Origin of the sequence: Desulfovibrio sp. MES5 (assembly GCF_002237645.1) — a bacterium.
GTDB lineage: Bacteria > Desulfobacterota > Desulfovibrionia > Desulfovibrionales > Desulfovibrionaceae > Desulfovibrio.
On record NZ_MJUZ01000013.1, the window covers coordinates 49204 to 69545 of the forward strand.

Below are 20342 nucleotides of genomic sequence, written 5' to 3' on the forward strand. Positions count from 1 at the left end.
TGCCCATGATCTGCTTCTTCCGTCGCCTGAAGTACAGCGCGCCTTCGTCCAGCCTGCCACTTTTTTTCATTGCCCTGTGCATGGTGCTGCTGCGCCCCGGCGTGGCCTTCAGCGCCCCGGCGATCCCCCAGCACGGCTCCCTTGAAACCTGCTCGGCCATTCTGTACGACCTGGACCACGACGCCATACTTTTTGAGCAGAATGCTGATCAGCACATCCCCCCGGCCTCGCTGACAAAGGTGCTTTCAATGTTCCTGGCCATGGACCAGATCCGCCAGGGGACGGTCAATCTGAACAGCCCCGTCATCGTCAGCCGGGCTGCCGCGCGCACGGGCGGTTCACGCATGGGCCTTAGCGAAAAAGACAACGTGACCCTTGAGCAGTTGCTCATGGGCATGGCCGTGTCTTCCGGCAACGACGCCAGCGCGGCCGTGGCGGAATTTGTGGGAGGTTCCACCCCGGCATTCGTGAGCATGATGAACGCCAAGGCCCAGTCCCTCGGCATGCGCGACAGCCAGTTTCGTAATCCCCACGGGCTGCCCGCCGCCGGACAGTACACGACAGCCCGCGATATGCTGACCCTGGCCCGCGCCTACCTGCAGGCCTACCCCGACGCCCTGCGCTTCCACAATACCCACGTCATTAACCACAAAGGCCGGGTCACCTGGAACAAGAACCCCCTGCTCGGCCAGTACCCCGGCGCGGACGGTCTTAAAACAGGATGGGTCAACGCCTCGGGCTACAACATCATCTTTACTGCCAGCCACGGTTCCAGACGCCTGCTGGCTGTCATTATGGGCGCGCCGGATTCCCGCACACGCGGCGTAGAAGCATTTCGCCTGCTGGACGCCGGGTTCCAGGTTTGCGACAACCGCGCAGCCTCGGTTGTGGCGGCGCTGGACTGCCTGCCCGCCGATCAGTACAGGTTCGACATGCACAAAACCGCCCGTGAAGCCCGCCTCACCTACGCCAGCGCCGACGATGCGCCCGTCAAAAAGCTCGGCAAGGGCAAAAACGCCCAGGTCAGCAAGTCCAAGCAGACGGCCAAGAGCAAAAGCCAACCCAAAAAGAAAGAAGCCGCCAAGGCTGGCGTCAAACAAAAACGCACCTCGGATCAGGCCGCAAGGCGTGCGGCGGACAGTGCGAGCTAACGCACAGCATTGTCACATTGAAATACTTTGTGAGGTAGGGCCCTTTTTGCAAAAAGGGCTCCTCCCCACGCCCCCACCCCCTAAAATCTTTATCGCCCTTTAGTGTACTGGCGGCTGCTGTCGTAACAAGGGATTTCGCTTAAGAACAAAAACGGCCCTTTGCATTCCGGCAGAACAGAAACAATTCTGCCGGAATGCAAAGGGCCGTTTGGCGTGACATTCAAGAAAGATCGCAGTGAGCAGCCCTGAAACAGGGGAAAACTCTATGCCTCACGTTCGCCCGCCTGCCCTGGAATGTGTTCTGTGGCGTGTTCTGTGGCGTGTTCTGTGGCGTGTTCGGCAGCGTGTTGCGGAGTGCCCGGCGCGTACCCGGCGGCGTGTTTGGGGACTTTTGACAGAGGCTCTTCGATGCGGGGCAAAAACAGACTATCCCCTGTCCAGAACCCGCAGGGATACAGCCTCCGCCAGATGGGCGGCGTCTATGCGCTGCCGCCCCTCCATATCCGCAATGGTGCGCGCCATGCGCAGCACCCGCGCGCAGGCGCGGGCCGACAGGGCAAGGCGGTTCACGGCCGCTTCCATCAAATCATGGCCTGCGGCGTCGAGCGCGCAGTGCTCATCCAGCAGCGCGCCTGAAAGCTCCGCGTTACAGTGCGGGCCGTCAGCGCCATAGCGCTGCCGCTGCACCGCACGGGCCGCAAGCACCCTTTCACGCATGGCGGCCGAACCTTCACCGGCGCGGCCCTGACGCAGATCCGCATAGGGCACGGCGGGAACTTCCACATGCACATCGATGCGATCCAGCATGGGGCCGGACACGCGCGCCTGATAGCGGGCCCGCTGGTCGGGGCGGCAACTGCACTCATGCGTGGGATCGCCGTGATAGCCGCAGGGACAGGGATTCATGGCCGCCACCAGCATGCAGGCAGCGGGAAAAATCACGCTGTGCGCGGATCTGGCAATGTGAACAACGCCGCCTTCCAGCGGCTGACGCAGGGATTCCAGCGCGCTCTTCTGAAATTCCGGCAGTTCATCCAGAAAAAGCACGCCCCTGTGGGCAAGGCTGACCTCGCCGGGGCGCGGGTAGGCTCCCCCACCCACCAGGGCCACGTCCGAAATGGTGTGGTGCGGCGCGCGAAACGGCCTCTGACGCATCAGCCCCTGATGGTCGGACAGTTTGCCAGCGACGCTGTAAATCTTGGTGACTTCGAGCGATTCCTCAAAGTCCAGCGGCGGCAGAATGGTGGGCAGGCGCTGCGCAAGCATGGTCTTGCCGCTGCCGGGCGGGCCGAGCAACAAGACGTTGTGCCCGCCAGCCGCGGCTATTTCCAGCGCGCGCTTGGCGGCCTCCTGCCCTTTGACTTCGGCAAAATCAAGGCCGTGGCCCAGAGGCGGCAGATCGTCCATTTCCGGCTCCGGCAGAGGCTCAAGAGGCTCCGCACCTGCCAGAAAGGCCGCGCACTGCGCGATATTACGGGGAGTATAGACGCAAAGGCCTCGAACAACAGCGGCTTCAGCCCCATTGCCCGGCGGCACGATAATGCCCGCCGCCCCGCGCTCGCGGGCCAGCAGGGCCAGCGGCAAAACGCCGCTCACCGGGCGCAGGTCGCCGCTTAAGGAGAGTTCCCCGGCCATGAAGAACTGCTGCAGACTCGCGGCGGGAATGCCCCCGGAGGCGGCCAGCAGGCCAACGGCAAGAGGCAGGTCATAGCTGGCCCCGCTTTTACGCCGCCAGGCAGGAGCCAGATTGACGGTGATCCGCGCGGGCGGCAGCTTGAAGTCGGCAGCCCTCAGGGCAGCAAACACCCTGTCCTTGGCCTCGCGCACCGCCGTTTCAGCCAGCCCCACCATAGTGAAGCCCGGCAGGCCCTGGCGCACGAAGTCCACTTCCAGTTCCACGGGATAGGCGTCAACGCCTTCCACGCCGCCGCTGTTCAGCCGGACTACCACCGGGCCTCCTTGCAACGCTTCAACCATCGCAACGGTGGGCGTCCGCTCGCGCGGACGCCTGGGCTACACCATAAAAAATCTATTCTACCTTTTTGCCCATACGGTCCCAGCGCATGTCGCCAAGGCCGCCCCAGGACCAGTAGATGCGCCATGCCTTGGCGCGAATGGCGCTACGGTCCACAAATCCCCAGAAGCGCGAATCCAGCGAATTGTCGCGGTTGTCGCCCATGACGAAATACTTGCCTTCCGGCACTGTCACCGGCCCGAAATTGTCGCGCACCGGCTCTATACGGTCGGGCTGGGTAAAGCGGATGTAGCCTTCCTTGACGGCCTCGCCGTTGCGGAACAGCTGCTTGTTGCGCACCTCGATAACATCGCCGGGCACGCCCACAATGCGCTTGATGTAGTCCACGCTAGGGTCGTTGGGATATTCAAAAATGATGATCTCGCCGCGCTGCGGGTCACTGCCCTTATAGACGTAGTAATTTGTAAAGGGGACCTTGACGCCGTAGGAGAACTTGCTGGCAAGCAGATGGTCGCCCACAAGCAGGGTTTGTAACATGGATTCCGATGGTATTTTAAATGCTTGCACGACGAATGTACGAATTACGAGAGCAAGCAGCAAGGCCACTAAAAGGGCTTCGCCATATTCGCGCCACAGGGGCTTCTTGGGAGGCGCAGATCTCAAAAGCGTGGTCATACGGTGCTGTTCCTTATTCTTTATGGCCCTTACGGCCCAATTAGAGCATTTAAAACACTTGAAATGCTCGCCTACGGCAGGCAAGAGAGTCTGCCCACTCGCATTTCGCGGCAAGGATTTTCTTGTAAAATCCTTGCAGAGCAGTCAACTCATTTCATTCGTGAACTGGTCCAAATGCAGGCGGCAAAGTATGCACTTATGCGCGCCCAAAGGCAAGGCGGGTTGCGGATTCTTCGCCAGAGCTTTTGCGACGAACAAGCACTTTGGCGGCTGCATGGGTAGCCGTTCGCCCCGAGTGTGCAAGCCGGTGACGGGCAGTGCGCGCTTTCGCCCCTATACGTTGGGATGCTGTGCTGCCCGGGAGCCGCTGCCTTGAAATGCCCGCCTCGGAGCAGAAAGCTCGCAGAAAACTCTTAGTGCTTTACGACCATACAATTAGAATTTTAGAGGGTGGGGGCGTGGGGGAGGAGACCCTTTTGCAAAAGGGTCCCGCCCCCGCAAAGCATCTCAGCATAAAGCCGCTTTAAAACAATACCTTCACAACGGCTGTCTGCTCAAAAACAAAGCCCCGGTTTGATCCGGGGCTTTGAACACGTGTGCTGGCCGCTCAAGCCTAGGGCAGGCGCAGGGCAAAGTTGATCACAAAGCACAGGGCAATGCAGAGCATGACGAGGTTGAGGTCCTTGAAGCGCCCGGCCAGAGCCTTGATGCCCACCCAGCTCACAAAGCCGAAGCCGAAGCCCGTGGCGATGTTGAAAGTCAGGGGCATGCTGATGATGGTCAGAAAGGCGGGCAGCGCCACGGTAAAGTCCTTGAAGCTGATGCGCCCCACTTCCTGCATCATCATGGCGCCCACGATGATGAGCACGGGCGCTGTGGCATAGGCGGGCACCATTCCCACCAGGGGGGAGAAAAAGAGCGCCAGAAAGAAAAGAGCGGCAATGGTGACGGCAGTGAGGCCCGTGCGGCCGCCCTCGGCCACGCCTGCGGCGCTTTCAAGATAGCTGGTGGCGGTGGTCGCGCCCATGACGGCGCTGGCCATGGTGGCCATAGAGTCTGTGATAAGGGCTTTGTCGAGGTTCTCGATGTGGCCGTCTTCACGAATGAAGCCCGCCTTCTGCGAGAGGCCGATGAGCACGCCCATATTGTCGAAAAGGTCGACCATGGTCAGGGTAAAGATGATGGAAATAAGGCCGTGGTGCAGCGCGCCCTTGATGTCCATCTGCATGAAGGTTTCAGTGGGCATGGGCAGGCTGGCGGAAAAAATCGGCCCTTGCGGCAGGGGCGACACGCCAAGGGCGATGCCCGCCACGGTGATGGCCAGAATGCCGATGATCATGGCCCCGCGCACGCGCAGCGACAGCAGGCCGCCAATAAGAAAAATGCCCGCCACGGAAAGCAGGGTCTTGGGGTTGCCAAGATTGCCCAGGGTCACGAAGGTGGCCGGATCTGCCGCGATGATGCCGCAGCTCTTCATGCCGATAAAGGCAATAAAGGCCCCGATGCCCACCACGATGGCGAACTTGAGATCCATAGGCACGGCATTGATGATGAGCTGGCGGATGCGCGTGACGGTGAGCAGCAGAAAAACTATGCCCGATATGAACACGGCCCCGAGGCCCGTCTGCCAGGAATAGCCCGCAGGGCCGCAGACGTAGTAGGCGAAAAAGGCCGTGATGCCCAGCCCCGGAGCGACGCCCACGGGAAACTTGGCCCAAAAGCCCATAACAAAGGTCGCGAGAATGGTCACCCATATGGTGGACGCCACGGCGGAATCCCTAGGCATGCCCGCGTCGGCCAGCATGCTGGGCACCACAAAGATGAGGTAGCACATGGCCATAAAGCTGGTGAGACCGGCCAGCATTTCCCTTTTGACCGTGCTGCCTCTTGCGGCGGGATTGAACAGTTTTTCCAGCACACTCATGGCGTTTCCTCCTTGCTGTGCGACGCCAGACGGGATGCGAGCATCAAGGCCCGTCCCAGAAAAAAACAATAAACCCAAACGCCGCCCGCAGGATGCGCCGTCTTCAGTGGCGAGATGCTGTCTTTGCAATTCAGACAACAACCACCGGACGGGGCAGGGGCATATGGACTCAACAAACTGTATGGATATGAAACGAAAGTACAGGCATGTTTCCGCCTGCGTAATGAAGGCGGGAGCATGCCACATACGGCCCGTTATGTCCACAGGCTTTTATCCGCGCCACGCCTGAAAAAACGAAGACTCCCCGGCTGCCGTTCGCTGCCGGGGAGTGTGAATTATTTTGAAAAAAGGAAACCAGTTTCGCGCCGGGCACAAGGCGCACGCGGGGGCAAACGGGGGCGTGCACTATCACCTTGCGGCCACATTCTACCGGGCCGGGCACACGAGGAGCGACACTCAGGACGCTAGGGGCATCTGCCCCTCTGCGGCCAGATATCTCCCGGCAGATATGCCGCGCCCAGCGCTGCGGCAGATATGCTGCACTCAGCGCTATAGCATGCCATGAGGCGTGCCTGCCACTGCGTGTACTGGCCGCAATGCCAGCCTTCATGACGGGTCCCGCCAACGCGGCCGCCAGAGCCGTGCAAACTGAAAAGACGCTTACTACGGGCCTAACGGCCCACACCTATGCTCGTCTGCACCTGCCCCTTGGGCTGCACGCGCACGCCCTGCCCGCAGCCGAAAAGCAGCAGAGACGCCAGCAGGGCCACCAGCAAAAAGCGTAGCGAAACCCGGCGGCCAGGCCGCCGCAAACCCGCATCAGGCACGCGGGCGCTCCTGAAGAATGCGCGCGCCGTCGGGCACATCCTGGGTAATCCACACATTGCCGCCAATAACAGCGCCCTTACCTATGGTCACGCGCCCAAGAATGGTGGCCCCAGCGTACACAGTCACATTATCGCTGAGTATGGGGTGCCTCGGGATGCCCTTGGTCAGGGTGCCGTCCGCGTTTTTGGGAAAGGACAAAGCCCCCAGAGTAACACCCTGGTACAGACGGCAGTTGCGCCCGATAATGCAGGTTTCGCCAATGACCACGCCCGTGCCGTGGTCAATGAAGAATTCTTCGCCGATGCTCGCGCCGGGGTGCAGGTCAATGCCCGTTGCCGAGTGCGACATCTCCGAAATGATGCGCGGAATCACCGGAACCTTGAGGTTGTAAAGCTCGTGGGCGATGCGGTGGTGCAGCATGGCCTGCATGGACGGATAGCAGAAAATGGTCTCGCCGGGACTTGTGGCGGCAGGGTCGCCCTCGTAGGCGGCCTTGGCGTCACTGGCCAGCAGGCGGCGAATCTCCGGCAGGCGGTCCATAAAGGCTCCGGCGGCTTTTTCGCCATCCGACTCGCAGGTCGTACAGGGGTTGCTCTCGCCTGCGCAGCCAAAGCAGAACCCGCGCACTATCTGTTCGCACAGCATGCGGTAAATGGTATCGAGATTGGCCGAAAGGTGGTAGCGCATGGACTCGCGCCATACCCGCGCGGAACCGAAATACCCCGGAAAAATGGCCGCCCGCAGGCGTTCCATAATTTCGGTAAGGTCCTTCAGCGAAGGCATGGCCGCGCCCTGAGCCGGACGATGCCACACCGCGTCCAGTGAGGAGGGGTGGCAAAGGCGCTCAACCACGCTATCCAGCAGGGGCATGGTCGTAGCCTTGAGGTCACGCATTTCACTCATAGTAGCATCCTGTGTTTTTCTTTCTTGTATACTGAACGGCATGCTCAAGCAACACCGTTGCCATGCGGCGCGGCGGCGGCCCGGCGGACGGAGCGGAGGGTGGCAGTGTCCGCTGATTCTGTGCTGGTAGGCGGCGCTGAATTGCCCGGCAGTTCGCCGGGTCTGAGTCAGCCGGCAGCGGCGCGGCGGCTCTGTGCACGGTGGCGGTACTGTGCTGCCGGACGGCGTTGCTCTGCCCTACGGCTGTACTGCGCTGTCCGGTGGCGGGCGACAGCGGCGCGGGGGACGCCGGGTAAGTTTTTTCGCCAGCCAGCCGATAAGACTGTTGCGGCAGGTACGTTCCCGCCGCAAAGGAGCATGCCATGAATGACGTGCAGATGGGCATGAGTGTTACCATCAGTCGTGAAGCTCTGGATTTTCAGGCCAGCATGTCTGCCGCTGTGATCAACGGCAGCATCAACAAGGGGCAGGAAATGCAGATGCGCATGGACAAGGATGCCGGTTTGGCGGCTCAGGGCATTGGCGGCAAGATCAACATTGAAGTCTGATCGCCGCCGACGCGCCAGCATACGGGCCACGGGGATTTGGAGCGATGTTCCGAGGCCCCGTGGCCCGCACGCGTTCTGGCGGCGCCGCGCCTCGTTGACAATTTCCGGTCTTGGGGTAAGCCTGTACGCCAGCCGCCCCGGATGTTTTTACGGGTTCAGGGAAACGCTGATTTATTCCGTTTGGCGTCGTTGCTTCACTTTTTTGAAACAGTCGAGGACGGAAGAGTCCACTCCTGCTTCAAAAAAAGATCGCGCCTAGCCAAACTAGAGCAGATTAACTTTGAAATGCTTCACATTTCAAAGTTTTCATTCAGCCGAAAAATGCGATTTGCGACAGCCATCAGCAGGTGGCTCATTCTATTAACCAATTGCTGTCTTTGCGGCAGCCGTTGCCCGCAGGGCTTGCCTGAACCGTTGGCGGGAACCGCCTTACGGGGCAGGACAGCAGCGCTACGGATGGCGACAGCGATTGCATGGGACAAGCCGTGTCGTTACGCATGCCGTCTTCAAGCGTAGTTTCCTGCGTCACAACGCTTGAAGCATCCGTAGCTTCCTTCGTCGCAACGGCTAAAGCTCGGCTGAATCCACGCCACGTTGTGGCGCGCTGTACTTTCGCACTACGTTAGAACATTTACACTTTTTCAAAGGTAAAATGCTCTAAACAACTGTGCGTTTCCAAGAGGCTCTTTAATCAGTGCTTTCTTAACCCCATTCGCACGGCCCACTCCGCCCCAACGAGGTATCACTGTGAAAATTCTTGTTACTCCCCGCTCTTTTGGCAAAACCAATCCCGAACTGTTCGACCGTCTGGCGCAGGCCGGGCTTGAAGTCGTGCGCAACGACACGGGCGGCATCCTTTCCGCCGACCAGATGCGTGAAAAACTGGCTTCGTGCCAGGGCGTCATTCTGGGCGTTGACCCTATGGACGCTTCTGTGCTGGCCGCCGCGCCGGAACTTAAAGCCATCGCCAAATACGGCGTCGGTCTGGACAATATTGATCTTGAGGCCTGCAAGCAGCGCGGCATCACGGTGTCGCGCACGGTTGGGGCCAACAGCAACGCCGTGGCCGACTACGCCCTGACGCTCATGCTGATGGTGGCGCGCAAGGCCGGGCTTATTGACCGCCGCTGCCGCGAAAAAGACTGGGGCAAGATCACCAGCATCGACCTTTACGGCAAAACCCTGGGCATCATTGGCCTGGGAGCCATCGGCCGCTGCGTGGTCAAACGCGCTCAGGGCTTTGGCATGAAAATTCTGGCCCACGACATCGCCTGGGACGAAGCCTGGGCAAAAAGCGAAGGCGTTGAACGCGCGGATGTGGACCGCATCTGCCGCGAGGCGGACTTTATCACCCTGCACACGGTGCTGACGGACGAAACCCGCAACTGCATCAATGCCGGGCGCATCGCCACCATGAAGAAAACGGCCGTCATCATCAATACCGCGCGTGGCGGGCTTATTGACGAAGCCGCCCTGCTGGCCGCCCTTCAGGCTGGCAGCATCTACGGCGCGGGGCTTGACGTATTCGAGCAGGAACCCCCGACCGATCCGGCGTGGTATGCGCTGGACAACCTTGTCATGGGGTCGCACTGCTCCTCCTCCACTGCCGGAGCCACGGAAACTATGGGCCACATGGCTGTGGACAATCTTTTGCGGGATTTGGGGCTGTAGCCCTCTGGACCAGATTAACTTTGAAATGCTCCACATTTCGATTTGTCATTCTGTCGAAAGATGCGATTGGCGTTAGCCATTAGCGGGTCTTTGCCGCTTACGTATAGCGACAGCCATCAGCAGGCTGTCCGTTCAATTAACCAATTGCTGTCTTTGCGGCAGCCGTTGCCCGCAGGACTGCCTGAACCGTTGACGGAACCGTCTTACGGGGCAGGACAACATCACTACGAATGGCGACAGCGATTGCATGGGACAAGTCGTGTCGTTACGCATGCAGGCTTCAAGCGTAGTTTCTTGCGTCACAGCGCTTGAAGCCTGCGTCACAACGGCTAAAGCTCAGCTGAATCCACGCCACGCTGCGGCGCGCGCACTCGTGTGCAGCGTTAGAGTATTTTAACTTATTTCAACGTTAAAACTCCCTGACACGCCGTTGCCCCGGCTGGAAGGATCCCAGCCGGGGCACAATACTGCGAGATGCTTAACCTGCGAGGACGTGTCCCACAGACGACGGGTGTCGGCACGCCTGGCCGCCCTCACTCACCCGACAGGCTTTGCGGCCTGAGAAGACAAACTTCTGACAATGGCCCACCCCTTAATTCCGGGGCGGGCCTTGTTTATTGTTTGTTCTCACCTATGACGAATGCGTCATGACGAATTTGGCCACTTCGTTGTTGTCGTCGGCTCCACTGTTCGTAAGCGTGGTGCTCAGGGTCAACGCGGCCGATGCGTTGGTATACGTGCCGTCGACATTGTGGGTCCAGGCATCGCTCAGGGTCATGGTGGTATGCCCGCCGTCCGTGCTGTCAACCACATGAATGCCCACATCCGCCAACTTGCCCAGGTCGGTAAGGCCGAGGTCCGCAGCAGCCTTGCCGTCGGCGCCCTTGATAGCCACTTCAACCTCCTTGGCAACGTTCAGCAGGGCGTTCATGTCTTCCGTGGAATCCACGAGCATGAAGTCAAGACCGGCCCCGCCGTTCAGGCTGTCGCCCTCATGGAAGACCATGATATCGTTGCCAGAGCCGCCGTAGAGGTGATCACTGCCGCCGTGACCGTCCAGGTAGTCGCTGCCGGAGCCGCCGTAGAGGATCTCGCTGACGCCAGAGCCGCCATAGAGGTGGTCGTCGCCAGAGCCGCCGAAGAGCAGGTGGCTGATCCCGCTGCCGTTGCTGATATCCACGCTGTGCAGGCCTGAGCCGAGGTCTTTGATATCGGCATCCAGGTTCAGGCTGGCAGTGGCGCTGTCGAACGCGCCGTGACTGTCCGTGGCCGTGAACATGAAGGAATCACTGAGGCCGACGGACGCACCCCAACCGCTACTGCTCAGGTGCTGTTGCAGATCGGCCAGCCCCTGCTCGGTGTGGATGTTCAGGTCATAGTGGTAGGTGCCGTTGCTATCCACGGTAACATGGCCGTACTCGGCGTCATTGCTCAGACTGAAGATCAGGCTGTCCTTGTCGTTCTGGTCCACATCTGTGGCCAATAACGTGCCGGTCAGGGTGGTATAATGGTCATCATGGGCCACGGGTGCGTCATTGATGCCGTTGACCGTCACGGTAACCACCTTATCCACCGTGCCGCCATGCTGGTCGTCCACACGGATGGTAAAGGTTTCCGCTGCCGACTCGCCCGCGCCAAGGTAGGCAATCAGGTCATGGCTGGCCTGATAGGTATAGCCGCCATGCGCGTCGATGGTGAAGGTGCCGTATGTGCCTGTAACGGATGTGCCATGCCCGGCTGCATCATACGTGTCGCCATGCGAAGCCGTGTACATCAGCACGTCTGTTGTATCCGCGTCCGAGGCTGTGATATGACCGCCTACGGCGGCGGGTATGGCCGCGTCCGTGGCCGTCAAAGCGGCGTCATAAACGCTGACCACGGGGGCGTCGTTGACGCCGTGCAGGGTGATGTCCAGTGCTTTTTCGCTGGACACTGCCCCGTAGGTGTCCACGGCAACAATGGCAAACGTGCCGCCTAAAACGCTTCCCTCAGCGCCCAGAGCCTTGAGGCTGGCGGCGTAGTCCGCGTCCATCGTGAAGGTGTACTTACCGGTGGCGGAATCCAGCGCCAGAGTGCCGTGCTCGTTATGCAGGGTGGTCACAAAGCCGCTGCCTGTCTTGATGTAGTAGGTCAGCTTGTCGCCGTCCACGTCAGAGGCATTGACCGCGCCGCTGATGGCCTGGCTGGGGGCGCCATTGTCCGTGAGCGTGGTGTCCCCGGTGAAACCATGGACCACAGGGGCATCGTTGCTGCCCAGCACATTGACCTGCAAGGGCATATCGTTCGTGCCGCCGTGCCCGTCGTCCACAGACACTGTGGCATTGATGGTGAAGGTTTCACCCTGACCCAAATGGGCAATACCGTCCTTGTCGCTGGTAAAGGCATAGTCCGCACGGCCATCGCTGCCCTTAACAATGCTGAACGCCCCCAGATGTACGACAGCCTTGTCGGTGGACGACCCGTCCCACAGGCTCCACTTGCCGTCCGCGCCCTTGACCACAAAGACATCCAGAGCCGTCAGATCGCGGGGAATCTCGGTGGTTTCGGCAACGCGCAACTGCCCCTGATCCAGCACAAAGCCCGTCTTATCTGCCCAGTCTGCATCCTTGGCGACGATGCTGTAGGTCAGAGTGTCCTTGACATCCACATCAATACCCAGGGCCGTACCTTCCACCTTATCCCCGGCGGCCGTAAGATACAGGGACGCGCCCGTGCCGGAAGCGCTGGAAAGATCGTCATAGGTGTGCAGACTCAGACTGGGCACATCGTTGGTTCCTTGAATGGTCACATCAATGACCTGGCTGGCCGCCTTTCCACCGGCGTCCGTCACTGTAATGGTAAAAGTGTCGTGGGCCTTTTCGGTCCCACCCAATTGCTGCACCTTGATCGAGTCGTTGTTGACGCGGTACTCGTACTGGCCCGTGGTGGTGTTGAGCAACAGCGTGCCGTACTGGCCTTGCACAATACCGGGCAGGCCGCTGGAAGCCACCGTGCCAAGGGCCGTGCCGTCGGCACCCTGCGCGCCGCTATGCGCTGCCGTATAGGTCAGCGTATTGCCGGTATTGAGGAAGCCCGTATCCGTATCCGTACCGTGTGCAGCGCCGGTAACCGCAGCCGTGCCGTCTTCCGTGGCCGTAAGGTTTTCGGCACTGAGCGTGGGCGCGTCATTTTCCGCCGAGAGCTTCACGGACAGCGTATAGTCCGTTGTACCGCCATGCCCGTCGGCTATGGTGATTTTCACTTCGTCGCTGGCGTTGCCTACATAGTTCACCCCACTATTGGGAGTGTATGTATAGGTGAAGGTGCGGGTGCCGCTGGCGGCACCGACAGAGCCGGGCGTAATGACGTAGGAGCCGTACTTGCCGCCCACAGTAAAGGTGCCGTCGCTATTCTCTGTCGCGCCAGCGATGGTCAGATGGTCGGCGTCGCCGTGGTCAATGTCTTTAATCGTGAAGCTGCCGGAGACAGAATTTGCGTCCCAAATGCCCCCTTCGGCCTGATGCAGGCCACCGGCCTTAACGTCACTCAGCACATAGGGGTTATCATTGGCGCCGCTGATGGTGATAGTGATGGTGCTCTCATCACCATGGCCGTTCACCACGTTAAAGGTCTGCACCAGTTTTTCACCCTGTGCCAGACCCTGCACCTTGGGGTTGTCGTTGTTGAGGGTATAGGTATAGGAACCGTTGGGCATAAGCACCAGGGTGCCGTAATCGGTGCAAATGACGCTGTTTTTGGGCACGGCATGGTCTGTGGCGGACGCATCCTCTTCTGCCTTTTCCGTATACGTGCCGGTGAGGAACAGGCCGCTGTCGTTGCTGACGGGGCTGCCGTCGGCCTTGACGGAACCAGTGGCTGTGGTGTCCGTATCTTCAATGACAGCATCGTGGACATTGCTGTCATCCTTGATGGTCATGTAGTCGGAACCGCCAGTACCTCCGGTCCCGGAGCCGTCTTCTGCCTTGGTTACGGTGATGATGATGGGAATGGCCTTCTCGGCCACGGCATAGTGCTCGTCGCGTACATAGACAGTGAAGCTCTCCGTGCCGCTTGCGCCCTTGGCAAGGTTCAGATAGTCCGCGTCAGCTCTGTTGAGCACATAGCTGTAAGTGCCGTCGGGCTGGATGATAAGCGTGCCGTACTTGCCCGCAACGGCCTGGGCCACAGAACCATCGACAATGCCGTTGTCGGTCGTGTCCTGCACAACAAAAAAGCTCAGCTTGGCTCCCTTGTCCACATCGCTGACATAGCCCGCAAGGGTGCCGTGCGTCTCAATGCCGGTACCGCTCACACTGCCGGATACGGCCTCAATGGTCGTGCCGCTTGTGTGCAATGCCAAGTAATCTCTAACAGTTTCAGCACCTTCGGATGATTTGAGGTAATTGAATATGGACTCAAACCTGACCCAACCGAGATTGTTATACGCCGTACTATAATTGTTGACGTCCGCGAGTTTCGTGAAGACACTCCAGTCGTTTGTGTTCAGCCCTGAAGTAAAAACAGCTTTGAACAGCCAACTATTCGTGTCCCCCCAGCTTATCTTACCTGCATCGTGCAGGGCCACAACTCTTGCAGCCTCAGCGGCAACGATCTGCCTAAATTCGAGACTTGATGCATCCTTCAAAAAGTTCTCAGTGGCCACCCACTCGCTAGCATTAACACTACTGAACGTTGCTACGCAGGCTGTAACCTCGGCATCGGTGACCACTCCTTCCACAGTCACATGGGGCAGCCCGCTCACCACCGGCGCGTCATTGGTGCCGTGGAGGGTGATTGACAGGTCGCCATGAACGGTTTCCTGAGCAGCGGCGGCAGTGTTGCCATTCTCAGTGGATGTGGAGGTGGAGTCCACACCAAGTTTGAGCGTCAGGGCATCGTTCGTGTTCAGGTGATTCAGCGCAGTCTGATCGGGCGTGAAACTGTAGGTGCCGTTAGCATTGAGAGTCAGAACGCCATAGCCCGCAAGTGTGTTATCACCGACATGCATACCATCGAACGTAGCTACAGTCTTGCCCTCGCCGTCGGTGATGGTCAGGGTCGTTTCATAGATAAATGTGTCGTAACCCTTGTTATCGACATCATTCACCTTGAGGGTTCCGCTGTACGTCGCCTTCACGTCCGCGCTGTTGGAATCGTTGGCGCCAAGGAACTTGCCTGAAGTAAAGTGCAGTTCATTGCTGTGGAAGTCACTGCCCTGCACAACGCCCTGTTCGACCACGTCCTGATGGTTGCCCACAAGAACGCCTTTGTCATTGGCGCCTTCAAGGGTGATCTCAATGGGCTTGATCTGCGAGTAGGCCCCCTGCGCATCCCTGACGCGCACATAGAAGGTGTCGGTGACGGAGTCGCCGGCATTGAGGCCATTAAGGTCTTTGTAATCCGACGAGCCCACGGCATAGCGGTGGTATTCGTAATTGCCGCTCTGGTCGATGACCAGATAGCCGTACTGGCCCTTGACCACCATGTCGCTGCTGCCAAGGTTGAAGTACGTGTCCAGACTGGCCTCGGCGGGGTTGTCTTTGGCTATGGCCGTGTTGAGGGCGGCCATGTCCACAGAATTCTTGGCCGTGACCAGTGAGTAGGTGAAGGAACCGCCGTGGTCGCTGTCCGGATCGGCCGCAACTATCTTGCCGGAGGCCGCGAGAGAGTCTTCGGTATAGGTGATGATGTTGTGGCTGCTGTCCTCAGCGGGGTGCACCGCGATGGTGGGCCTGTCGTTGACGCCATGTATGGTAATGGCCACCACTGCCGAAGATACCGGCGTGCTTTCGCCGCTATGCACCACATTGACCGTAAACGTGTCGGCCAGGCTCTCCTTGCTGGTCAAGGCATTGACGACAGCATCCGCAGTGTTGACGTTGTAGTCATATTTGAACAGCGCGCCGTCCGTAGCCACACTGGTATTGAGGCTCACTTCCAGAGTACCGTGGGGCATAGTTATTCTGAAGCTGCCCTTGCCCGCGTTCTTGGCTTCGAGCATCAATTCATTGAGGTTGTATTCGGCGCCGTTCACCACAATGACATATTGCAAGGTAGTGGAATTAACGTCTTTGAGTGCCGCGGCATCTGTGTTGTCGGCGTCCGAAGCGCCTATCTTGCCGCTGACTGTAGTATTGCCGGGCTCGTTATCTTTGTAGTGCTGCGCATCCGCAAGCGTCGTGCCCCTGGTGCCGGGGTCTGTCACCGCGCCGTTTGGGGTCAGCATGCTCGCATTGATATACGTGGGGTCGTCGTGCCCGTTGACAGTCACGGAGACCGTCTGGGTGCTGTAGGCCCCGTACTTGTCCACCACGGCTACGGTGAAGGTTTCGGTGAGGGCTTCGCCCTTGCCCAGAGCAATGACAGCGGCATTATTCTTGGCAATGGTATACGTATACTGCCCCGTGGTGGGGTCAATGCTGAATGTGCCGTAGTTGCCCGCCATAGACGTGCTTGTAGCGGGAGTGGCGGCTGCGTCGGCCGCGACGGTATTGGACATGATGCCGAAGGTCTTGGTATCGCCCGCGTCGGGATCAACCACATGAGCATTGCCCACAAGGGAAGAAGCAATGACGTTGGTCTGGTCAGTGACGCTCAGGTCATGGCTATCCAGAGTGAGTACGGGCTTGTCGTTGGTGCCGTAGATGACGATGGGCACGTTGACCGCTGTGGAGGAAGCGTTGTGCGTGTCCACGGCCACGGCCTGGAAGTTCAGGGTGAGCTTGTCGCCGGAGCCAAGGCTGTTGACCGCAGCGCTGTTCGTATCAAGCGTAAAGGTATACTTGCCCGTGCTCTCGTTGAGGTAGAGGGTGCCGTAGTGGTAGCCCGCTTCGCCGGAATGCCCGGCGGCGTAAACTTCCACCACAGTGGCCGTGCCGCCTCCGGCGCCGGGATACGTCTCCCCTTCATTGGTAACCACAAAGGTCGCCGAAATGCTTTGGGAAGAGCCGCCGTTGGGCGCCAAGGTACCGGATATGGCCCCCGTGCTCAGGTCACCCTTCCCTGTCTCTGTGCCCAGATGCTTGTAGGCGTTCGCGCCGCTGGTGGTCTCAATAAGACCGTATGTCAGCCTTGCGTCATGATCCCCATCCGTGCCTGTCAGGTGGCCTTCCATGGCAGCAGTGGCCGCCATAACCGCATTGCCGTTGTCCCTCACGCCGTCGTCCTTGAGGGTCAGGGTCTCGGCGGTGACCGTCGGGGCGTCGTTGGTGCCCTGCACGGTGATGCTGATATTGTGCACCACGGGCGTACCCGTACCGTCCGTGACGGAGATGTGGTAATCCAGAGTTTTGGTTTCGCCTTCAGCCAGAGAATTCGCTTTGGACTGGTTAATTTCGTACGTGTAGGTATAGGTGATGGATTCCGAACCATCGGTGTCACTGACGCTGCGGGCGCCAGTGATCGTAAGGGTGCCGTAGGCATCGTTGACTAACCATGTGCCTGCACCACTCATGACGGGAGTAGTGATGGTGGTGGAGTTGCTGGTCAGGGTGGCCGTAAGGGTGTCGTGAGTGTCCATATCCTTCACGGTGAAGGAACCCGTGGCCGTGGCTATGCCGGCCTCCGCCTGGTTGGCGTAGCCGGGAATGGTGGTACCCGCGCCGGAAGTCACGCCTTTTTCTTTGAGCGTCAGAGCGCCGCTGGTCTCGCCACTAATGGTGGGCGCATCGTTAGTGCCCTGGATGGTGAACGAGACGGTTTGCGTGTCAAAAGAACCGTGCAGGTCTGTGACCGTGACGTTGAAGGTCTCCACATGCGTCTCGGTGGCGCCGAGGTTCTGCACCTTGTTGGAGGCGTTGTTCAGCGTATACGCATAGGTGCCGTCGGGATTGACGGTCAGGGAGCCGTAGTCGGTGGTGTAGGTGGCCACGCCCGTGGTGGAAACAACGGCCGTACCTGTAGTGCCGCTGCCGGGAGCAATGCTGTAGGTCTGGTTGGCCGCGCCGTTGGTAAGGCCCTTGAATGCGCCGTCAACGTCATGGTCCTCCACGGTGAAAGTGCCGGTAGAGGTATACGCGCCACTGTCTTCCCGAAGTGTGGAGGCGCTGGGCGCTGAAAGGGAGAGCGTGGGCTTGTCGTTGGCGCCCGTGATGTTCACGGTGATTTCCTGCGAGGCCGAGCCGCCGTGGCCATCCTTGACCATCACGGTGAAGGTTTCCTTAACCTTCTGCCCTTCATTGAGGCTGTCGGCCTTGGTATTGTCCAGTACATATGTATACTGGCCCGTCGTCTCGTCAATGGTCAGGGTACCGTATGTGCCTTGGCCATTTGCCACGCTGAATTTCAACAACCCTGCATCATCACCGTCCACGTCTGTGGCCACAATCAGGCCCGTGGCACTGGGCGTACCGGCATAGGGCGCATTGGGAAGCGCACTGTTATGGCTGCCCTGCACGCCTGCCTCCTCAACGGAGACGGATGTGGTCGAACTGTTGCCAATAACAGGATCATCGTTGATGCCCTGGATGACAACGGTGATGGTTTGGCTGTCGTGTGCTCCGTGAGCGTCCGTGGTGGTGACAGTGAAGGTTTCCGTATGGCTCTGGCTGGCCCCCAAGGCCTGCACGGCGGGCTTGCTGTTGTCCAGCGCATAGATATAGGTGCCGTCGGAGTTCAGGGTCAGGGTGCCGTAGTCCGTTGCAACCTTCACTGGATCGCCCGTCTGGGCGTTTGTATCCATTAAGCCGCTGGCGTCCTTGCCCATGCCAGAGACAGAGATGGTCTGGCTGTTGCCGTCGTGGTCGGGATCAGCCACGGCCCAGGTGCCCGTGGATGTGCGGGTGGCCGCGTCTTCCGTCAGATGGCCGCTGTCGGCAGGGGTGATGGTCAGCACGGGCAGGTCGTTGGCCCCCGTGATGGTCAGACTGATGGCCTGACTGACAACTGCGCTCTGGCTATCCGTGATGGTGACCGTGAAGATATAGCTGCGGCTTTCATCCTCACTGAGGCTGTTGGCAGCGGCATTGTCAATGGCGTAGGAATAGGTATAGGTCTGGCTGCTGCCGGAATCGCCGGCAACGGGCGCGCCCGCCTTCAGGGTAAATGTGCCCTCGGGCGTGGTCACGGTATAGTTGCCCTGGCCGTCATTCGTGACTGGCAGGGAGACGGGGTTGCCGTGACTGTCAGTCACGGTGATGCTGACGCTCTGCGTGTCGCTGTTGTCCACGTCCGTCACGGTGAAGCTGTGCTTCGGGTCAACATCCTCGGGCGTACCGGCAAAAGCGGCATTGGGCTCGCCTCCCGCAGTTCTGACGCCCGCTTCCACCACATGCAGGTCGGTCAGCAGGGGAGCCGTGGTGATGACGGGCGTGTCATTGGCCCCCTTGACGGTGACGCTGATGTTCTCTTGCACATAGGCCCCAAAACTGTCGCGCGCGGTCAGCACCACAGACACGTCCTGGCTGTCGCCGTTCTGCATGCCTTGCACGGCGGGCGACTCGTTATACAGCGTGAATTCGTAGTTCGCGCCCTTGGCCGGGGTTGCGGCGTCAAAAGTCAGGTGAAATTCGCCCACATAATTGTTCTTCGTGGCGTCTGTGGGAACCTCGGCCGTGGTGGTGAAGGTCTTGCCGTCACTGTTCAGCACCACATAGACCGTGTCATGCATAACAAGATCGCCGGAACCGTCGTTGCGCACCAGGCCGTAGGCCAGATGGTCGCCATTGTCCACATCAGAGGCCACAAAGGTACCTATGACGGTGTTGTGGGCAGTGATGTCAACGGCTTCGCGCACGGTGACGGAATGGGTGATATTGTCCGCATCGGACGGATCAGACGGGGCCCAGAAATCCTGGGCGATGACAGGCGCGTCGTTGGTACCCTCAATGACGACATTGATGGTGTTGCCTAAAACCGTACCGTCGCGCAGGGTGCTCACGTTGCTGTCCACAGCGCCGTGTTCGTCACGCACGTAGGGTTCAAAACTGAGTTTCACGGTCTGGCCTTCGGCCAGCTTGTTTGTTGCGCCTTCGCCCGTGGTATTGGTCAGGGTAAAGGTATAGGTGGCGCTCTCTTCGCCGGTCTTTTCCAGCACAAGGTCGCCGTAATCGGTATTGATGGTGATCTTGCCGTCGTGCTCGCTGATTCCCGTCACCGTGACGTCAGACGTGCTGTTGTCGGGATTGTTCACCGTGCCGATGACAAAAACGCCCTTGAGACTGCCGTCGGCATTGACGTTGGACATGTCCAGCAGGTTGCCGTTGGCATCCGTAAGGCCGAAGTAGAGTTGCGCGCCGTGGTCCGGGTCATGGGCCGTAATAAGGCCGGACAGAGTGGCGGTTCCGGCAACAGCATTATTTTCATCAGCATTGAGAGGAGTATCGCTCACGGGCTTGCCGTCGGCGTACACGCCACCTTCCTTGAGGGTCAGCGTGCTGGTCACATGCGTGATATCCGGCGCGTCATTGCTGCCCGTGATGACCACGTTGATGGGCTGATTGACCATATGCCCCATACCGTCATTAACCGATATGACGATGCCGTCGGTGACCTGCTCGCCTTGCGCCAGTTGGTCTGTCTTGCTGTTCGGCTCTTCCTTGAGAGTATACTCGAAATTAAAGGTGGCGGATTCAACTTGCAAGTGCAACACCCTCAAAGTTGAATGAAAAGGCAAGGTGGTATAGCCCTTTAGCCTCTCCATCCAACCAAAGATTGAGGGGCGTATGGGCTATGCACACCTTGCCAGGGAA

The 20342-nt window shown here is 59.4% G+C and carries 9 protein-coding genes; 3 read left to right on the plus strand and 6 right to left on the minus strand.

Going from position 1 to position 20342, the window contains the following annotated elements; genetic code table 11:
* Positions 1 to 5: 5 nt before the first annotated feature.
* Positions 6 to 1151, plus strand: coding sequence for a D-alanyl-D-alanine carboxypeptidase family protein (locus BCS36_RS05070; RefSeq protein ID WP_291301825.1), 1146 nt, complete (start codon positions 6 to 8; stop codon positions 1149 to 1151).
* A 426-nt stretch (positions 1152 to 1577) separates the two neighbouring features.
* Here BCS36_RS05070 and BCS36_RS05075 read toward each other — a convergent pair whose 3' ends face one another.
* From BCS36_RS05075 to epsC, 5 genes are all read right to left on the minus strand, one after another.
* Positions 1578 to 3101, minus strand: a complete 1524-nt coding sequence (locus tag BCS36_RS05075; protein ID WP_291301826.1) for a YifB family Mg chelatase-like AAA ATPase — start codon at positions 3099 to 3101, stop codon at positions 1578 to 1580.
* A 79-nt stretch (positions 3102 to 3180) separates the two neighbouring features.
* Positions 3181 to 3801, minus strand: a complete 621-nt coding sequence (lepB, locus tag BCS36_RS05080) for a signal peptidase I (protein WP_291301827.1) — start codon at positions 3799 to 3801, stop codon at positions 3181 to 3183.
* 613 nt (positions 3802 to 4414) lie between these two features.
* Positions 4415 to 5725, minus strand: a complete 1311-nt coding sequence (locus tag BCS36_RS05085; RefSeq protein WP_291301828.1) for an NCS2 family permease — start codon at positions 5723 to 5725, stop codon at positions 4415 to 4417.
* Between the two features lie 671 nt (positions 5726 to 6396).
* Complete coding sequence (locus tag BCS36_RS05090) at positions 6397 to 6552, minus strand: hypothetical protein (RefSeq protein WP_291301829.1); 156 nt, start codon at positions 6550 to 6552, stop codon at positions 6397 to 6399.
* On the minus strand, positions 6545 to 7456 hold the full coding sequence (gene epsC / locus BCS36_RS05095; protein WP_291301830.1) for a serine O-acetyltransferase EpsC: 912 nt from the start codon (positions 7454 to 7456) through the stop codon (positions 6545 to 6547). The genes BCS36_RS05090 and epsC overlap by 8 nt, the downstream gene beginning before the upstream one ends.
* A gap of 362 nt (positions 7457 to 7818) precedes the next feature.
* On the opposite strand from epsC, the gene BCS36_RS05100 reads away from it, so the two are divergent.
* Both BCS36_RS05100 and BCS36_RS05105 read left to right on the plus strand, forming a co-directional pair.
* The gene (locus BCS36_RS05100) at positions 7819 to 8004 is read left to right on the plus strand and encodes a hypothetical protein (RefSeq protein WP_291301831.1); all 186 of its coding nucleotides are present in this window, start codon (positions 7819 to 7821) and stop codon (positions 8002 to 8004) included.
* Between the two features lie 747 nt (positions 8005 to 8751).
* On the plus strand, positions 8752 to 9675 hold the full coding sequence (locus BCS36_RS05105) for a phosphoglycerate dehydrogenase (RefSeq protein WP_291301832.1): 924 nt from the start codon (positions 8752 to 8754) through the stop codon (positions 9673 to 9675).
* 631 nt (positions 9676 to 10306) lie between these two features.
* Here the strand turns inward: BCS36_RS05105 and BCS36_RS05110 are convergent.
* Entirely contained in the window at positions 10307 to 20233 is a 9927-nt protein-coding gene (locus BCS36_RS05110) for a VCBS domain-containing protein (RefSeq protein ID WP_291301833.1), read from the minus strand.
* Positions 20234 to 20342 lie beyond the last annotated feature (109 nt).